The sequence below is a fragment of the Citrobacter freundii ATCC 8090 = MTCC 1658 = NBRC 12681 genome (genome assembly GCF_011064845.1).
Classification (GTDB): Bacteria; Pseudomonadota; Gammaproteobacteria; order Enterobacterales; family Enterobacteriaceae; genus Citrobacter; species Citrobacter freundii.
This window is the reverse complement of the sequence record NZ_CP049015.1, coordinates 818,554-833,693: the sequence shown is the minus strand read 5'-3', so window position 1 is coordinate 833,693 and position 15,140 is coordinate 818,554. Positions and strand designations below refer to the sequence as shown.

The window sequence follows — 15,140 nt, the reverse complement described above, 5'->3', positions numbered from 1 at the left end:
CTTCTTAGTTCATGCGATGCAAAAGGCATCACCACAATTACGCCCGGGCAGCCCGGCTCACTTCATTAGCAACACGCTCTGTGGCATCCGGTATGGATGCGGCGCGCGCACGTTCTGCCATGGTTAATAAGGTTTCTCGCGACCACCCGGAAAGGGTGTTAGCGACGGCATCCACAGTAAACTGCGGCTGCTCAAGAATTTTGGCGGCGCCCGCTTTCTCCAGCGGCAGCGCATTCCAGTACTGCTGTCGGTCTTTGTGCTGGAAAGGCACAAACAGCGCAGGCAAACCTGCGGCAGCAATTTCACTTACCGTCAGCGCACCTGAGCGACAAACTACGACATCCGCCCACGCGTAGGCGGCTGCCATATCATCAATAAACTCAGTGACCTTGTGCTGCGGTTGTCCCGCGTCAGCATATGCCTGTTCAACGGTTTGCTGCGCACCTTTGCCGCTCTGATGCCAAATAGTCACCGCGTCACCAAGCTCTGCGGCAACCTGCGGCATCGTCTGGTTCAATACGCGTGCTCCCTGAGAACCCCCGACGACCAGCACGCGAACCGGGCCTTCACGCCCTGCCAGACGTACTTCGGGCGACGGCAGCGCCAGAACGTCGGTGCGTACCGGGTTACCCACCACTTCCGCATTCGGAAAAGCGCCAGGAAAAGCCTGCATCACCGTAGTGGCAATTTTCGCCAGCCACTTGTTGGTTAATCCCGCAATGCCATTCTGCTCATGCAGTACAACCGGAATGCCTAATGACCAGGCTGCCAGACCGCCAGGGCCGGACACGTAGCCGCCCATACCCAGCACCACATCAGGCTTAAACTGCTTCATGATGGCGCGCGCCTGACGCCAGGCATTAAAAATACGCACGGGGGCGGCAAGCAGAGCGTTGACACCTTTGCCACGCAAACCGGAGATGCGAATAAAGTCAATTTCAATGCCATGCTTCGGCACTAAGTCCGCTTCCATACGATCGGCGGTGCCCAGCCAACGAACTTGCCAGCCCTGAGCCATTAAATGATGCGCGACCGCCAGCCCAGGGAACACATGCCCACCGGTACCGCCTGCCATCACCATTAACCGCTTCGGTTGACCACTCATCGTGCACCTCGTGTAAACGCCTGGGCTTTTTCCAGACGCGTTTCATAATCAATACGTAACAAAAACATGATGGCCGTCGACATAATCAACAAACTGGAACCACCATAACTGATCAGCGGTAACGTCAGACCTTTGGTTGGCAGCATACCAGCTGCCGCACCGACGTTTACCAGCGCCTGGAAGCTAAACCAAATCCCGATGGAACAGGCTAAAAAGCCTGAAAAACGGTGGTCAATTTCCAGCGCTTTGCGGCCAATCGACATCGCGCGAAAAGCGACGAAGAATACCATTAAAAGTGCCAATACCACACCGATATAACCCAGCTCTTCCCCAATGATGGCGAAGATGAAGTCGGTGTGCGCTTCCGGTAAATATTCCAGTTTTTGCACCGAATTACCTAACCCCTGTCCCCAAATCTCACCGCGACCAAAAGCCATCAGCGATTGCGTTAACTGGTAGCCGCTGCCAAACGGATCTTCCCATGGGTTCCAGAAGGAGGTTACGCGGCGAATACGATACGGTTCGGCAAGGATCAGCAGCACTACCGCCGAAATCCCCATACCGATAATGGCAATGAACTGCCACAGTTTCGCTCCAGCAAGAAACAGCATCGCCAGCGTCGTGACAAACAGCACCACTACCGTACCAAGGTCAGGCTGCGCCAGCAGCAAGATTGCCAGCACCAGAATCACACCCATCGGCTTTAAGAAGCCGCGCAGGTTGTTACGCACTTCATCGACTTTACGCACCAGGTAGTTGGCGAGATAACAGAACAGCGACAGCTTGGTGAATTCCGCAGGCTGAATACGCAGTGGACCCAGCGCGATCCAGCGCGATGCCCCGTTAACGGAGCTCCCCACCACCAGAACGATCAACAACATGATGATCGAGGCGATCAGCATCGTCGTGCTGTACTTTTGCCAGAACTCCATCGGCAGACGTAGCGTCACCATCGCCAGACAGAACGCGAGGAAGATATACAGCGCGTCACGTTTAGCGAACAGGAAGGGATCGCCTGCCAGGCGTTGCCCTACGGGCATCGATGCCGATGTCACCATCACAAAACCGATCGCTGCCAGACCAAAAGTCAGCCACAGCAGCATGCGGTCATACATGATCAGGCTGTCCGCGTCTTTATCACGCGAAGCCATCACCCAGCCTTTAAGTGCCGCGAAGATCCACGCCAGGACACCCAGTCCCGGTACGCGCGGCATTTTCAGACGAGGGAGAGAGAAGCGCATCAACCCAACTCCTTCGCCAAACGGGTAAAGACGTCACCACGTTGCTCAAAGTTCTTGAACTGGTCAAGGCTGGCACAGGCTGGCGACAGCAGCACCATATCACCCGACTTCACACGCGGTGCGAGCAGACGCATTGCCTGCTCCATGGTTTCAGTGTGTTCCGCAACCTCAGGGCGCAGAGCGGCAAGCTGTGCGCCATCGCGACCAAAGCAGTACAGACGAATGTTGTCGCCAGTCAGGTAACGTTGCAGCGGCATAAAGTCGGCGGATTTCCCGTCACCGCCCAGCAGCAGGTGCAGCGTACCCTCAATGTGCAGACCATTCAGTGCAGCTTCGGTGCTGCCGACGTTGGTGGCTTTTGAATCGTTGATCCAACGCACACCGTTATGATTCAGTACCAACTGGAAACGATGCGCCAGACCGGTAAAGGTAGTCAGCGCTTTCAGGCTGGACGCCCGCGGCAGACCCGCAGCATCCGCCAGCGCCAGCGCCGCCAGGGCGTTGGTATAGTTATGCTGGCCGGTAAGCGTCATCTCTTTCACGTTCAGGACTTTTTCACCCTTCACCCGCAGCCAGGTTTCACCCTGCTGACGATTGAGATGATAGTCACCCATATTGATGCCAAAGCTCACGCAGCGCTCATCCGCCCCGCGAATCGGCATGGTCAGCGCATCATCAGCATTGACCACACACACTTTCGCATTCTCATAGACACGCAGTTTGGCCGCACGGTACTGCTGCAAGCCAAACGGATATCTGTCCATATGATCTTCGGTGACGTTCAAAATGGTGGCGGCTACGGCCTGTAAGCTGGAGGTTGTCTCCAGCTGGAAGCTCGACAGCTCCAGTACATACAGCTCGCGTTCGTCATCCAGCAGCATCAACGCGGGCAGGCCAATATTTCCGCCAACCCCCACGTTCACGCCGGCTGCTTTCGCCATCTCGCCGACCAGCGTAGTGACGGTACTTTTCCCGTTGGAACCGGTGATCGCGACGATCGGTGCCTGTGCTTCGCGACAAAACAGCTCAATGTCGCCAACAATTTCAATCCCGGCATCAGCAGCAGCGCTCAACGAAGGGTGCGCCAGGGCAATACCAGGGCTGGCGACGATGAGATCGGCGGCCAGCAGCCAGTCATCATTCAGGCTACCAACATGACGCTCAACTGCTTCCGGTAATTTATCCAGACCAGGCGGCGTCGCACGGGTATCCATCACGCGCGGCGTCACGCCACGCGCCAGAAAGAAATCCACGCAGGACAGCCCGGTCAATCCCAGACCGATAATGACGACTTTTTTACCCTGGTAATCAGCCATGATTAACGTACCTTCAGCGTTGCCAGGCCAATCAGCACCAGCATCAGCGAAATAATCCAGAAGCGCACAATGACGCGCGGTTCCGGCCAGCCTTTCAGTTCATAGTGATGGTGAATCGGCGCCATACGGAAGATGCGCTGTCCGCGCAGCTTAAAGGAGCCAACCTGCAGAATGACCGACAGTGTTTCTACAACAAATACGCCGCCCATGATTACCAGCAGGAACTCTTGACGCAGCAGCACGGCAATAATGCCCAGCGCGCCACCCAGCGCCAGCGAACCGACGTCACCCATAAAGACCTGCGCCGGATAGGTGTTAAACCACAGGAAACCTAATCCCGCGCCGACAATCGCCGTACAGACGATCACCAGTTCGCCTGCATGGCGTAAGTAGGGAATGTGCAGATAGTTGGCAAAGTTCATGTTACCGGTAGCCCATGCCACCAGCGCAAAACCCGCTGCTACGAACACGGTCGGCATAATCGCCAGACCATCCAGGCCATCGGTAAGATTGACCGCGTTGCCGGTCCCCACAATCACGAAGTACGCCAGCAGAACATAGAACAGACCCAGTTGCGGCATCACGTCTTTAAAGAACGGCACCACCAGCTCGGTAGCCGGGGTGTCTTTACCGGCGAGGTACAGCGCAAAGGCTACACCCAGCGCAATCACCGACATCCAGAAGTACTTCCAGCGGGCAATCAGGCCCTTGGTATCTTTGCGCACCACTTTGCGGTAGTCATCGACAAAACCGATAATGCCGTAGCCAATCAATACCACCAGCACGCACCATACGTACGGGTTCGACGGATATGCCCACAGCAGTACGGAGATAACTATCGCGGTGAGGATCATGATCCCACCCATGGTTGGCGTACCGCGTTTACTGAAGTGCGATTCCGGACCATCGTTACGTACGACCTGTCCAAAGGACATTTTTTGTAAGCGGGCAATCATGCGCGGGCCCATCCACAAAGAGATGAACAGCGCGGTCAGCAGGCTGACGATGGCGCGAAACGTCAGATAGGAAAAGACGTTAAAGCCGGAATAATATTTGACCAAATGTTCGGCCAGCCAAACTAACATGTCCCATTCTCCTGTAATGCGCGTACTACCTCTTCCATGGCGGCACTACGTGAACCCTTCACTAAAATCGTCATGACCTGATGTTCTGCAATCAATGCTTTAAGATGCGCGGCCAGCGTACTTTTATCCGCAAAATGTTCGCCAACGCCACTGGCGTCGCTAATTGCCTGACTCAGTTTTCCCGTACTCAGTACACGGTCGATGCCTGCAGCTTTCGCAGCAACACCCACCTGTACATGGCATGCTTCGCTTTCTGCGCCAAGCTCTGCCATATCGCCAACGACCAGTACGCGATAGCCCGGCATTTCAGACAGCACCTGCACCGCTGCGGTCATCGAACCGACGTTCGCGTTATAGGAGTCGTCCAGCAGCAGCTGATTTTCCGCGAGTTGAATCGGGAACAGACGCCCCGGTACCGCTTGCAGATCCTTCAACCCCGCTTTGATCGCCTCGTGCGTCGCGCCTACCGCCATAGAGAGCGCCGCCGCCGCAAGGGCGTTAGCGATATTATGGCGACCCGGTAACGGCAGCAGGACATCAATGCTTCCGGTCGGCGTTTGCAGAGAAAATTCCGTGCCATGCGAGGTCACATGAACGTTGGTCGCCGAAAAGTCGCTATTGGCTGCATTCGGGGAGAAACGCCAGACTTTGCGATCGCCGATGATGCTTTGCCAGTTCAGCCAGTCGTTGTTGTCGGCATTCATAATGGCGATACCGTTCGCTGACAGACCGGTAAAAATCTCACCTTTTGCCTTCGCAACGCCCGCCAGAGAGCCGAAGCCTTCCAGGTGCGCGGCGGCCAGGTTGTTCACCAGCGCCGCTTCCGGACGCGTCAGGCCGACGGTCCAGGCGATTTCGCCCTGATGGTTGGCACCGAGCTCAATCACGGCATAGTCGTAATCGTTGTTTAAGCGCAGCAGCGTCATCGGTACACCGATGTCGTTATTCAGGTTGCCCGCGGTATATAGGGTGTTACCACACTGGCTCAGAATGGCAGCCGTCATCTCTTTGACGGACGTTTTACCGGATGAGCCGGTCAGCGCGACAACGCGCGCCGGAACCTGGGCGCGAACCCACGCAGCCAGTTCACCAAACGCCAGACGCGTATCGTTAACAATCAGCTGCGGCAGGTTGGTGTCCAACGGGCGGCTGACCAACAGCGCACCGGCCCCGCTCTCTTGCGCTTTGTCTGCAAAATCATGGGCATCAAAGCGTTCGCCTTTCAGTGCCACAAACAGGCAGCCCGGCGTCACTTTACGCGTATCGGTTGTTACGGCATCAAGGGTCAGATCGGCCCCTTTCAATTCGCCACGGAGGATCTCCGCCAGTTGGCTGAGCGTTACGCTAATCATGCGATAACCCCCAGCAGACGCGCTGCCGTGACGCGGTCAGAATAATCGAGGCGCTGTGAACCAACGATCTGGTAGTCTTCATGACCTTTACCGGCCACCAGCACCACATCATTTTCTTTCGCCTGCATAATGGCGTTTGTCACCGCTTCTGCGCGACCTTCCATCACCTTCGCCTGTCCGGCATCCAGCATCCCCGCCAGAATGTCGTTAATAATGGCGCGCGGCTCTTCGGTACGCGGGTTGTCATCAGTCACCACGACAACATCTGCAAACTGCTCGGCAATTGCGCCCATCAACGGACGTTTGCCTTTATCGCGATCGCCGCCGCAGCCAAAGACGCACCACAGTTTGCCAGTACAGTGCAAACGTGCCGCCTGTAGCGCTTTTTCCAGCGCATCTGGCGTATGGGCGTAATCAACAACCACGGTGGTTTTACCCGGCGCACTGAACACTTCCATACGCCCGCAAACCGGCTGCAATTGTGTCGCCGTTTTCAGTAAATCAGCTAACGGATAGCCCAGTGCCAGCAGCGTTGCCAGCGCCAGCAGCAGATTGCTGACGTTAAACGCCCCCATCAGGCGGCTTTCAATTTCACCGTCGCCCCATGAGGAGGTAAAACGAATCGTTGCCCCGCTGTCGTGATACTTCACGTCAACCGCTTTTAACCAACGACCGTGACAGTTCGGGTTGATGTGGTCTTCCATCGAAACGGCAACCGCATCCGGGAGTTTCGCCAGCCAGCGACGACCGACTTCATCATCCGCATTGACGATGGCCTGACCGCAATGGTGCGTGGAATACAGCAGCCATTTCGCGGCTTCGTAATGTTCCATGTCGCCGTGGTAGTCGAGATGGTCACGGCTTAAGTTAGTAAATACTGATGCGGCAAACTTCAGCGCCGCCACGCGATGCTGAACCAGACCGTGTGAAGAGACTTCCATTGCGCCAACCGTTGCGCCCTGCGCAACCAGCCCCGCCAGCACATGCTGGACATCAACGGCTGAACCGGTGGTATTTTCCGTCGGGATCACTTTGCCCAGCAGGCCATTGCCTACTGTTCCCATCACCGCGCTGGTTTCGCCAAGCAGTTGGCTCCACTGTGCCAGCAGCTGGGTGGTGGTGGTTTTACCGTTGGTCCCGGTCACGCCGACCAGACGCATTTTCTCAGAAGGCTCGTGGTAAAAACGGCCTGCCAGTGCAGATAAACGTTCGTTAAGCTGACTAAGATAGATGACCGGAACGCCGTGCATTTCACGGATTTCACCATCAGTAGCTTCATCTTTCGCTTCTGCAATAATGGCAGCCACACCTTGCGCTATCGCCTGCGGGATATACCGACGCCCGTCCGCCTGATGACCTAATACTGCGACAAAGAGATCGCCCGATGCAGCCACACGGCTGTCAAGCGTCATCTCCCGCAGTGCTCGCTCCGGTGCACCCGGCACCCATGGAGCAAGAAGGTCGCGCAAATTACGATCTGCCACCTGTTGCCTCGCCTTGATTATTCACAAATTCATTTTTATCGCCCGTTGTCAGCGCATCCGGCTCGATGTTCATGGTACGCAGTACGCCGCCCATGATGGCACCAAAGACCGGCGCGGAAACGGCGCCACCGTAGTATTTACCCGCCTGCGGATCGTTGATAACAACAACCAGCGCGAAGCGCGGCTGACTCGCAGGCGCAACGCCTGCGGTATAAGCAATGTATTTGTTGATGTAGCGGCCATCCGGCCCTACTTTTTTCGCTGTACCGGTTTTAATGGCGATACGATAACCTTTAATCGCCGCCTTCACGCCGCCGCCGCCGGGCAGCGCCACGCTTTCCATCATGTGCACCACGGTACGTACGGTCGCTTCCGGGAAGATACGCTCGCCCGGAACTGGAGGGTCAACTTTAGTAATCGACAGTGGACGATAAACGCCGTAACTGCCGATCGTTGCATAGACTCGCGCTAACTGTAACGGCGTTACCATTAGCCCGTAGCCGAAAGAGAAGGTGGCCCTCTCTATGTCAGACCACCGTTGTTTTTGAGGATATAAGCCACTGCGTTCTCCGACCAACCCCAAATTGGTCGCTTTTCCCAGCCCAAAACGTGAGTAAGTATCTACTAACGCTGAGGACGGCATCGCTAACGCCAGCTTGGAAACACCGACGTTACTCGACTTCTGCAAAACCCCGGTGAGGGTTAATTCGCTATAACGTGCCACGTCTTTGATTTCGTGACCATTAATTCGGTAAGGGATAGTGTTGAGGACCGTATTTTCGCGTACCACACCGCGCTGCAGCGCGGTCATCACCACCATCGGTTTAACGGTAGAACCCGGTTCAAACACGTCGGTAATGGTGCGGTTACGCATCGCGTCTTTTGGCGTACCGGTGAGATTGTTCGGGTTGTAGGACGGACTGTTGGCCATTGCCAGCACTTCACCGGTGTTCACATCCACCAGTACCGCACTGCCTGACTCCGCCTTGTTGAACGCCACGGCGTTATTCAGTTCACGGTAGACCAGTGCCTGTAAACGCTCATCAATGCTCAACGCGAGGTTATGCGCCGCCTGGCTGTCGGTAGAAGAGATATCTTCAATGACGCGGCCATACCGGTCTTTACGTACAATACGCTCGCCCGGTTGTCCGGTGAGCCACTTGTCGAAGCTCTTCTCAACGCCTTCAATGCCCTGGCTGTCGACGTTCGTAAAACCGATGAGGTGAGCAGTCACTTCCCCGGAAGGGTAGTAACGGCGGGATTCTTCGCGCAGATGGATACCTGGCAGCTTCAGTTTTTTGATGTAGTCAGCCATGTCAGGGTTTACCTGACGCGCCAGATAGATAAAGCGCCCTTTCGGGTTGGCGTTAATGCGGGAAGCCAGTTGATCGAGCGGGAGATTCAGCGCGGTTGACAGCGCTCTCCAGCGTTCGCCAACGCTCACTCCGCCGGCATCATGTACTTCTTTCGGGTCGGCCCATATAGCTTTAACCGGAACACTCACCGCCAGCGGACGACCAGAGCGGTCGGTAATCATTCCGCGCGATGTAGACACTTCCTGGACGCGTAGAGAGCGCATATCACCCTGACGCACCAGCATGTCCGGCGCGATGATTTGCAGCCAGGCAACGCGACCCAGCAGAAAACCCAGTGCCAGCAAAATACAGCCGCACAGTAACGCAAAACGCCAACTGATAAAGTTGGCTTGTTCTTCCTGGCGTTTTGGTTTGTGCGTTTTTGCCGCTGCTTTCATGCGTCGCGTTTATCCTTATTTTTGTACTACGATATTTTCTTGTGAGGGATCGACATGCTGCATTTGCAGCTTTTCCGTTGCGATCCGTTCAACACGGCTATGGTCGCCGAGCGCGTTCTCCTCAAGGATCAAGTTACGCCATTCGATATCCAGCGCATCTCGCTCCAGGACCAGTTGCTCACGCTGCGCAGTCAGTAACCGCGTGTGGTGCGCTGTTGTCACGACGGTAACCGCCGTCAAAATAATGCAAATGAACAGGCAGAGTGGCAGCTTCCCAAACCGCAAAAGATCGTCACCGATCACGCCAGGCAAGGCATGGCGCTCGTTGCTTCCTATCGATCCTTTAACTTTGCTGAGGGCTTCTGTCACTCTGCTGATCATGCGTTCGTCCTCTCTGCAATACGCAGAACTGAACTACGGGCACGAGGATTCTCAGCGACCTCTTCTTCACCCGGCATCATCTTGCCTAGTGCTCTTAACTCACGGCCGCCCAGTTTTTTGATCTGCGCTTCGGTCATCGGTATTCCAGCCGGTACCTGAGGACCACGGCTTTGTTCACGCATAAAGCGTTTCACAATGCGGTCTTCAAGCGAATGGAAACTGATGATCGAAAGGCGACCACCTGGAGCCAGCACGCTGAGCGAGCTTTTTAGCGCCTGCTCTATCTCCTCCAGTTCACTGTTCACCCAAATGCGCACCGCCTGGAAGGTACGGGTCGCGGGATGTTTGAATTTGTCCTTCACCGGCATTGCCGCCGCAATAACTTCCGCCAGTTCTTTGGTGCGGGTCATCGGTTCGATGCGGTTACGCTCCACGATGGCTCGGGCAATGCGTTTGCCGAAGCGCTCTTCGCCAAAGGTTTTAATCACCCAGGCAATGTCTGCTTCATCGGCGGTTTGCAGCCATTCGGCCGCTGACTGACCGCGTGTTGGGTCCATACGCATATCTAACGGACCGTCACGCATAAACGAAAAACCGCGCTCTGCGTCATCGAGCTGCGGTGAAGAAACGCCCAGATCGAGAAGAATCCCGTCGATCTTACCGGTCAGTCCACGCTCAGCGACATAGTCAGCCAGCGCAGAGAAAGGTCCATGTACGATGGAGAAGCGAGGATCGGTAATCGTTTTAGCAACGGCAATAGCCTGCGGATCGCGATCGATTGCCAGTAAACGCCCCTCTTCGCCAAGCTGGGAGAGGATCAGACGTGAGTGACCACCGCGACCAAATGTCCCGTCAATGTAGATGCCGTCTGGACGAATATTCAGGCCGTTTACGGCTTCATCCAGCAACACCGTTGTATGTTTATAATTTTCCGTCATTTTATAGAGACAAATCCTGCAATCGTTCCGACAACGCGCCAGTAACAGACTGCTCAGCGTCGATATCTTCCTTGACCTGTTGATACCAGGTCGTTTCATCCCACAGCTCAAACTTATTGAACTGCCCAACCAGCATCACTTCTTTCGTTAGCCCTGCGTGTTGCCGCAGAATGGGCGCTATCAGTAATCGACCAGCGTTATCCATCTGACATTCGCTGGCATGACCCAACAATAAGCGCTGTACGCGACGCTCAACTGGATTCATGCTCGACAGACGCGATAGCTTCTGCTCGATTATTTCCCATTCAGGCAGGGGGTACAGCAGCAGGCACGGGTGATGGATGTCAATGGTGCAAACCATTTGACCGGTAGCGCTCTCAAGCAGTTGATCCCGATAACGGGTAGGCACGGATAAGCGCCCTTTACTGTCGAGATTAACTAACGTTGCTCCCCGGAACATGCCAGTCTCACCCCCGATTACCACTTTATCCCACAAATTCCCACTTAAAGGAGTTTACGGAGCGGAGGAAAACCTTGTCAAGCAAGTCGCGGCGCTTAGCGGAGCAAAAAACCCATTGTTTACGGCTAATATCAGCGTTGAACAAAATCCGTACAGCAAACGAAGCAAATTAACGTCATGAATATTTGTAAGAAAAAAATCCAACAACTCATCATTGTTTAAAACAACTGAATATCATCAGAAGAAAATATAAAGTGTCAGTTTGCGACGCGAGCGGCATTTTAGGACAATATGCAGCGAGTTAACAGTACCAGTTAATCGGTCTGTACGCCGCGCAGGACCAAGGTAAGCACCAGATGGCCGCAATACGAGAGCAAAGTGTTTGTTAATTCGGCAAATCCACACATGCATGTAACAAAATAATACAACCGTAACGCGTCGTTACGTATCAATAACCCAAAAATGGATAGTTGCATTTTTAATTCGGGGTATTTCAAGAATACATTTCAGATAATTCTAAAGAATATTCTTAAATATAATGCGGTTATTTCTGAGAATAGAAAAACTGAAGACGTCAGAGGCTTATCCCGCCGACGTCATCAATTGAGGGAACTTAGTTACGGCTGAGAATACCGCGACGGTACAGATTACGCCGTATACGCGTTAAACCTGGTTTTGGTTTACGCGGTTCGTCCAGACTTGCCAGTACAATCTCCAGCACGCGTTCCGCGACATCACGATGGCGCTGTGCCACTGCCAGAACAGGGCACTGCAGGAAGTCGAGCAGTTCGTGATCGCCAAAAGTCGCAATCGCTAAATCAGACGGCAACTGCCCATCACGACGCAGGGTCACATCCATCACCCCCTGCAACAGAGCAAACGACGTGGTAAACAACGCCTGAGGCATTGGGTGCGTTTCCAGCCATTTATCAAACAGCTGCGCTGCAGCTTCCCGCTCATAGCTGTTGGCGTACAGGAAATGGACTTCACGCGGATCGTCCTTCCACGCGGTACGAAAACCCTGTTCGCGCAGGAAACTGACGGATAATTCAGGAAGCGCGCCCAGATAGAGGACGGTTTCAGCAGGGAATTTGCGTAACTCTTCCGCCAGCATTTCCGCATCATCCTGATCTGCACCCACAACGCTGGTAAAATGTTCGCGATCCAGTGCACGATCCAGCGCCACAATCGGGAATGAACTGTTTGCCCAGCGTTGGTAGAACGGATGTTCAGGCGGCAAGGAAGTCGACACAATAATGGCATCGACCTGGCGCTGTAAAAGATGCTCAATACAGCGCATTTCGTTATCTGGCTGATCTTCAGAGCAGGCAATCAACAGCTGATACCCACGTTGACGCGCCTGGCGCTCCAGATAGTTTGCGATCCGGGTATAGCTCGTGTTCTCAAGATCCGGGATCACCAGCCCGATAGAACGTGTGCGTCCAGCACGCAGCCCGGCCGCCACGGCATTCGGGTGGTAATTATGCTCGCGCACCACCGCCATGACTTTTTCAACCGTTTTGTCGCTTACGCGATATTGCTTTGCTTTGCCATTAATAACGTAGCTTGCAGTCGTTCGCGAAACGCCGGCCAACCGAGCGATTTCATCCAGTTTCACAATTGCCCCTTGCGTAAAATGTACAAACCATAACCTTTGTGATGGCATGGGTTAAATTTATTAACATCTAAGCGCAGAATAATGACTCCGGCAACCGCTTTTGTCTCTGGTTACCGCTGATTTCGCAAAAAAAAGCCCAACCTGAGTCGTTGGGCTTGCGAATTAAGAACCCGATCATGATTAACGCATGATTTTATCGCCGCGGGAAAGCCCAACCACGCCGGAGCGAGCAACTTCCACAATTTTAGCGACTTCACGCAGCGTTGCCAGAAACGCATCCAGCTTATCGCTGGTGCCCGCCAGTTGTACGGTGTAGATAGAAGGCGTGACATCGATGATTTGCCCGCGGAAAATCTCCGTGTTGCGTTTCACTTCTTCCCGGCCATAACCGCTGGCCTGGATTTTCACCAGCATGATTTCTCGTTCAACGTGGGCGCCCTGTCCCAGCTCGCTAACGCGCAGAACATCCACCAGTTTGTGGAGCTGCTTTTCGATCTGCTCAAGGACTTTCTCATCCCCTACCGTCTGAATCGTCATCCGCGATAAGGTCGGATCGTCGGTCGGCGCGACGGTCAGGCTTTCAATGTTGTAACCACGCTGGGCGAAGAGGCCAATCACACGCGATAATGCACCTGACTCGTTTTCAAGCAATACTGATAATATCCGGCGCATAATCAGGTCCTCTCCGTTTTGCTTAACCACATTTCATCCATCCCACCCCCACGAATCTGCATCGGGTAGACATGTTCACTACCGTCGACGGTGACATCGACAAACACCAGACGATGGTTACGCACATGTTCCAGCGCTTCGCCCAACTTGCTCTCAAGTTCTTCAGGCCGATTAATCTGGATACCGATATGTCCATAAGCCTCAGCAAGGCGCACGAAATCGGGCAGCGACTGCATGTAAGACTGTGAGTGACGCCCGGAGTAGATCATGTCCTGCCACTGTTTGACCATGCCGAGATAACGGTTGTTAAGGTTGAGTACCAGCACCGGCAGTTCATATTGCAGCGCCGTCGACAGCTCCTGGATATTCATCTGAATGCTGCCATCCCCGGTGACGCACACTACCGTTTTATCCGGCAAAGCCATTTTCACCCCTAACGCCGCAGGTAAACCGAATCCCATAGTCCCGAGGCCGCCTGAGTTAATCCAGCGACGCGGTTTATCGAACGGATAGTAAAGTGCGGCAAACATCTGGTGTTGGCCAACGTCAGAGGTCACATACGCCTCCCCTTTCGTCAGACGCCAGATGGTTTCAATCACCGCCTGCGGCTTAATACTTTCGCTTTGCGTGTCGTATTTCAGACACTGACGGGCACGCCAGTGCTCAATCCGTTGCCACCAGTCACGATTATCATCCAGCGGCTGCTGAGATTTCTCCTGCTCCAGTAGTTCGAGCATCTGATCCAGCACCAGGCGGGCATCCCCCACAATCGGAATATCCGCAGTAACGGTTTTGGAAATAGAGGTCGGATCGATATCGATATGCAGCACGGTCGCATTAGGACAATATTTTGCCAGGTTATTCGTCGTTCGATCGTCAAAGCGAACGCCAACGGCAAAGATCACATCGGAATGATGCATGGTCATATTGGCTTCGTAGGTACCGTGCATGCCCAACATGCCCAGCGCCTGACGATGCGTGGCCGGAAACGCGCCCAACCCCATGAGCGAGGAGACAACCGGCAGATTCAGCGCTTCAGCAATCTGAGCTAACTGCTCATGGCAAGCGGCATTGACCGCGCCACCGCCCACATAGACAACCGGTTTCTTCGCCGCGACCAGCGTCTGCAACGCCCGTTTTATCTGTCCTTTATGTCCCGTCGTCGTCGGATTATACGAGCGCATACTCACCGAGTCCGGCCAGCTATAAGGCAGTTTCTTCGCCGGATTCAGAATATCCTTCGGCAAATCCACCACCACTGGCCCCGGACGACCGCTTGCTGCCAGCCAGAAGGCTTTTTTCAGCACCTGCGGGATATCTTCCGTTTGTTTGACCAGGAAGCTATGTTTCACCACCGGGCGGGATATACCTACCATGTCGCACTCCTGGAAGGCATCGTAGCCAATCAGCGACGTTGCGACCTGTCCGGAGAGGATCACCAGCGGAATGGAATCCATGTAAGCCGTTGCGATCCCGGTAATCGCGTTGGTCGCCCCCGGCCCGGAGGTGACCAATACGACCCCCACTTCTCCCGTGGCACGCGCAAGGCCATCAGCCATATGTACCGCCGCTTGTTCATGGCGGACCAGCACATGATCAATACCGCCGACCGTATGCAGGGCATCATAAATATCGAGGACGGCCCCTCCGGGATAACCGAATACCTGCTTCACACCCTGATCGATGAGCGATCGGACGACCATCTCGGCTCCAGACAACATCTCCATGGCTTGCC

13 protein-coding genes are annotated in these 15,140 nt (G+C 54.5%); all 13 read right to left on the bottom strand.

The features are described 5' to 3' along the window. Positions 1–37 precede the first annotated feature (37 nt). Complete coding sequence (murG, locus tag G4551_RS04035) at positions 38–1,105, bottom strand: undecaprenyldiphospho-muramoylpentapeptide beta-N-acetylglucosaminyltransferase (protein ID WP_003018767.1); 1,068 nt, start codon at positions 1,103–1,105, stop codon at positions 38–40. After that, the gene (ftsW, locus tag G4551_RS04030; RefSeq protein ID WP_003018770.1) at positions 1,102–2,346 is read right to left on the bottom strand and encodes a cell division protein FtsW; all 1,245 of its coding nucleotides are present in this window, start codon (positions 2,344–2,346) and stop codon (positions 1,102–1,104) included. The genes murG and ftsW overlap by 4 nt, the downstream gene beginning before the upstream one ends. Further along, positions 2,346–3,662: a UDP-N-acetylmuramoyl-L-alanine--D-glutamate ligase gene (gene murD, locus G4551_RS04025; protein WP_003837433.1), complete on the bottom strand. Its 1,317-nt coding sequence runs from the start codon at positions 3,660–3,662 to the stop codon at positions 2,346–2,348. Before murD ends, ftsW begins: the two co-directional genes overlap by 1 nt. Before the next feature lie 2 nt (positions 3,663–3,664). After that, positions 3,665–4,747 (bottom strand): phospho-N-acetylmuramoyl-pentapeptide-transferase, encoded by a 1,083-nt coding sequence (gene mraY, locus G4551_RS04020; protein ID WP_003018774.1) that lies wholly within the window; start codon positions 4,745–4,747, stop codon positions 3,665–3,667. Further along, positions 4,741–6,099 (bottom strand): UDP-N-acetylmuramoyl-tripeptide--D-alanyl-D-alanine ligase, encoded by a 1,359-nt coding sequence (gene murF / locus G4551_RS04015; RefSeq protein ID WP_003837429.1) that lies wholly within the window; start codon positions 6,097–6,099, stop codon positions 4,741–4,743. Before murF ends, mraY begins: the two co-directional genes overlap by 7 nt. Next, the gene (murE, locus tag G4551_RS04010; protein ID WP_003018780.1) at positions 6,096–7,583 is read right to left on the bottom strand and encodes a UDP-N-acetylmuramoyl-L-alanyl-D-glutamate--2,6-diaminopimelate ligase; all 1,488 of its coding nucleotides are present in this window, start codon (positions 7,581–7,583) and stop codon (positions 6,096–6,098) included. Before murE ends, murF begins: the two co-directional genes overlap by 4 nt. After that, positions 7,570–9,336: a peptidoglycan glycosyltransferase FtsI gene (gene ftsI / locus G4551_RS04005; RefSeq protein ID WP_003018783.1), complete on the bottom strand. Its 1,767-nt coding sequence runs from the start codon at positions 9,334–9,336 to the stop codon at positions 7,570–7,572. The genes murE and ftsI overlap by 14 nt, the downstream gene beginning before the upstream one ends. Before the next feature lie 15 nt (positions 9,337–9,351). Continuing rightward, complete coding sequence (gene ftsL, locus G4551_RS04000) at positions 9,352–9,717, bottom strand: cell division protein FtsL (RefSeq protein WP_000625651.1); 366 nt, start codon at positions 9,715–9,717, stop codon at positions 9,352–9,354. Beyond that, on the bottom strand, positions 9,714–10,655 hold the full coding sequence (gene rsmH / locus G4551_RS03995; RefSeq protein WP_003018789.1) for a 16S rRNA (cytosine(1402)-N(4))-methyltransferase RsmH: 942 nt from the start codon (positions 10,653–10,655) through the stop codon (positions 9,714–9,716). Before rsmH ends, ftsL begins: the two co-directional genes overlap by 4 nt. Before the next feature lies 1 nt (position 10,656). Then, positions 10,657–11,115 carry a division/cell wall cluster transcriptional repressor MraZ gene (mraZ, locus tag G4551_RS03990; RefSeq protein ID WP_003018792.1) on the bottom strand — a complete coding sequence of 153 codons (459 nt, stop codon included), beginning with the start codon at positions 11,113–11,115 and terminating at the stop codon, positions 10,657–10,659. A gap of 613 nt (positions 11,116–11,728) precedes the next feature. Beyond that, on the bottom strand, positions 11,729–12,733 hold the full coding sequence (gene cra, locus G4551_RS03985) for a catabolite repressor/activator (protein ID WP_003018794.1): 1,005 nt from the start codon (positions 12,731–12,733) through the stop codon (positions 11,729–11,731). Between the two features lie 180 nt (positions 12,734–12,913). After that, positions 12,914–13,405, bottom strand: a complete 492-nt coding sequence (gene ilvN / locus G4551_RS03980) for an acetolactate synthase small subunit (protein WP_003829566.1) — start codon at positions 13,403–13,405, stop codon at positions 12,914–12,916. 2 nt (positions 13,406–13,407) lie between these two features. Continuing rightward, positions 13,408–15,132 (bottom strand): acetolactate synthase 3 large subunit, encoded by a 1,725-nt coding sequence (gene ilvI / locus G4551_RS03975; RefSeq protein ID WP_003837425.1) that lies wholly within the window; start codon positions 15,130–15,132, stop codon positions 13,408–13,410. Positions 15,133–15,140: the final 8 nt, after the last annotated feature.